3 protein-coding genes (1 of these 3 only partly in view) are annotated in these 3,168 nt (G+C 74.5%); all 3 read left to right on the plus strand.

The window, feature by feature from the left end; translation table 11 throughout:
* Nucleotides 1–1,247, plus strand: a 1,247-nt coding sequence (locus BGO22_RS17595) for an enolase-like domain-containing protein (protein ID WP_286852003.1), incomplete at its 5' end; no start/stop codon positions are given.
* Between the two features lie 61 nt (nt 1,248–1,308).
* Nucleotides 1,309–2,748, plus strand: coding sequence for an amidase (locus BGO22_RS17600; protein ID WP_286852004.1), 1,440 nt, complete (start codon nt 1,309–1,311; stop codon nt 2,746–2,748).
* Nucleotides 2,738–3,168: the beginning of an FAD-dependent oxidoreductase gene (locus BGO22_RS17605; RefSeq protein WP_286852006.1), read on the plus strand. 1,249 nt of this gene lie beyond the right edge of the window; only the first 431 of its 1,680 coding nucleotides appear in the window; the start codon lies at nt 2,738–2,740; its stop codon lies beyond the right edge, outside the window. The genes BGO22_RS17600 and BGO22_RS17605 overlap by 11 nt, the downstream gene beginning before the upstream one ends.

A 3,168-nucleotide genomic window follows, 5' to 3' on the forward strand; every position in this document is an offset into this window, starting at 1 on the left:
TGAGCGACGCGCAGAACCTCGACCAGCTGCGCAAGGCCTTGGAGCTGTGCGAAGACGCCTACCTCGCGGCGCCCGCGCTCAGCGCCTTCGACCTGTACGCCGAGCACTACCGCCCGCTGCTGGACGCCGGCGCCGCCATCGGCCTGAACCCGTTAGTTACCAGCTACGGCCCGGCCCTGCTGGACCGCGCCGTGCTCGACGCGCTCTGCCGCATCGAGGGCCTGAGCTTCTGGCAGGCCATGCGGCACAACCGGCCCGGCCTGCGCGCGCACGCCATCGCGCCCGACCTCAAGGGCTTCGAGTTCGCGACTTTCCTGCGCGGCCTGGAACCGCTGCACACGCTGGCGGTGCGGCACACCGTCGGCCTGCTCGACCCCATCGTGGCGGCCGACCAGGCGAGCGGCGCGCGCGTCAACGACGGCCTGCCCGAAACCCTGGAAGAGGTGGTGGCCACCTACGGCAACCGCTACTTCAAGCTCAAGGTTTCGGGCCAGGCCGAGGCCGACCTGGAGCGCCTGCGCCGCATCGCCTCGGTGCTCGATCGCCTGGATGAACCCTATTTCGCGACCCTGGACGGCAACGAGCAGTACGGCGACGCCGAGGCCATCGCCGATCTGTGGCGGCGCATGGCGGCCGATCCCGCGCTGCGCCGCCTGTGCGAGGCCACGCTGCTGATCGAGCAGCCCATCCGGCGCCAGGTGGCGCTGGCCCAGCCGGTGGCGGCGCTGGCGCGCCACAAGCCGGTCATCATCGACGAGTCCGACGGCGACCTCGACGCCTTTGCACGCGCGCGCGCCCTGGGCTACACCGGCGTCTCGTCCAAGGCCTGCAAGGGCTTCTACAAGTCGGTGCTGAACCTGGCGCGCTGCCAGGTGTGGAACCGGGCCGAGGGCCGGCCGGTGTACTTCATGTCGGCCGAGGACCTGACCACGCAGCCCGGCATCTCCGTGCAGCAGGACCTGGCGCTGGTCAGCCTGCTGGGCATCGCGCACGTGGAGCGCAACGCGCACCACTTCATCGACGGCTTCAACGGCCGCCCGCCGGCCGAGGCCCAGGCCTATGGCGCCGCGCACCCGGACCTGTACCACGAGCAGAACGGCCACGTGCGCCTGCGCATTCGGCGCGGGCAACTGGCCCTGGGCTCGCTGGCGGCCGCGGGCTTCGGCTCCGCCGTGGACCCCGTGCTGGACGGCACCGCGCCCATGGCGCTGGCCGACTGGCCCCCCGCCGCGCCGGAGCACGCATGAGCCCCGCCGCACCGTTCTCCCGGGGCTCGGCCCCGCCCTGCGCCGCATGGAGGTGTGCCCCGTGAGCATCGACCGCTACGAAGAACACGACGGCCTGGGCCTGGCCGCGCTGGTGCGCCGGGGCGAGGTGGCGCCGCAGGAACTGCTGGACGCCGCGCTCGCGCGCATTCAGCGCCACAACCCGCAGCTCAACGCCGTGGTCACGCCGCTGCACGACGCGGCGCGCGCCGAGGTCGCGCGCGGCCTGCCGCCCGGTCCCTTCCAGGGCGTGCCCTTCCTGGTGAAGGAGCTGGTGGCCTCGGTGGCCGGGGCCGCCACCACCGCGTCCTCGCGCCTGTTCGCGCGGCAGATGCCGGCGGCCGACAGCGAGATCGTGGCCCGCATGCGCCGCGCGGGGCTGGTGATCGTGGGCAAGACCAACTCGCCGGAGTTCGGCCTGTCGCCGGCCACCGAGTCGCTGCTCTACGGCGTCACCCGCAACCCCTGGGACACCGCGCTCACGCCCGGCGGCTCCAGCGGCGGCGCGGCGGCGGCCGTGGCCTCGGGCATGGTGCCGGCGGCCCACGCCACCGACGGCGGCGGCTCCATCCGCATCCCGGCCTCGTGCTGCGGCCTGTTCGGCCTCAAGCCCACGCGCGCGCGCATCAGCGCCGGGCCCGAAGGCGGCGAGGGCCTGAGCGGCCTGGCCCACCAGCACGTGGTGAGCCGCAGCGTGCGCGACAGCGCGGCCCTGCTCGACGCCCTGGCCGGGCCGATGCCGGGCGACCCCTACCAGGCGCCGCCGCCCGAGCGGCCCTACCTCGACGAAGTGGGCCGCGCGCCCGGGCGCCTGCGCATCGCCTTCGCCCGGACCGCGCCCACCGGCGTGCCCGTGGACCCGGCCTGCGTGGCGGCGGTGGAAGACGCCGCGCGCCTGTGCGAGCAGCTGGGCCACCACGTGGAAGAGGCCTCGCCCGACTTCGACGCCCCCGCGCTGGAGCGCGGCTTCGAAATGGTGTTCGCCACCAACACCATGGCCAACATCGCGCGCGCCACCGGCGGCGCATTGCCCGACCGCGAGCTGGTGGAGCCGCTGACCTACGCGCTGGCCGAGGCCGGGCGCGGCGTGAGCGCGAGCGACTACATCCTCAACCTGCACGCGCTGCACCGCCAGGCACGGCGCATCGCCGGTTTCTTCGAGCGCCACGACATCTGGCTCACACCCACGCTGGCGCAGACGCCGCGCCCGCTGGGCTGGTTCGACATCCGCTCCAGCGACGTGCGCGCCTGGATGGACCGGCTGGCCGCCTACCTGCCCTTCACCTACCCCTTCAACGTCACCGGCCAGCCGGCCGCCTCGGTGCCGCTGCACTGGACGCCGCAGGGGCTACCGATCGGCTGCCAGTTCGCGGCGCGCTACGGCGAAGAGGGCCTGCTGCTGCGCCTGTGCGCGCAGCTCGAAGCGGCCCGCCCCTGGTTCCACCGGCGCCCGCCGGTGAGCGGGCTGGCGCATGGACACTGACGAGGTCGACCTGCTGGTCATCGGCGGCGGCGTGGCGGGGCTGACGGCCGCGCTGGTGGCGGCCATCGAAGGCCTGAGCGTGCTGGTGTGCGAGAAGACCGGTCAGCTGGGTGGCACGGCGGCCAGCTCGGCCGGCACGGTGTGGGTGCCGGGCAGCAGCCAGAGCCAGCGAGCCGGCCTGGCCGACCCGCTGGAGGGCGCGCGCCGCTACCTGGCGGCCGAGATCGACACCGACAGCGGGGCCGACCTGCGCGAGGCCTTCCTCGCCACCGGCCCGCGCGTGCTGGACTACCTGGAGCGGCATTCCGACGTGGTGTTCGCGCCCGCCGCGCGCCACCCCGACTACCACGACCGGCATGCCGGCGCGGCCATCGGCGGGCGGGCCCTGGTGGCGCGCCCCTTCGACGGGCGCCTGCTGGG

The organism is Hydrogenophaga sp. 70-12 (assembly GCF_001897365.1).
Lineage (GTDB): Bacteria > Pseudomonadota > Gammaproteobacteria > Burkholderiales > Burkholderiaceae_C > Hydrogenophaga > Hydrogenophaga borbori.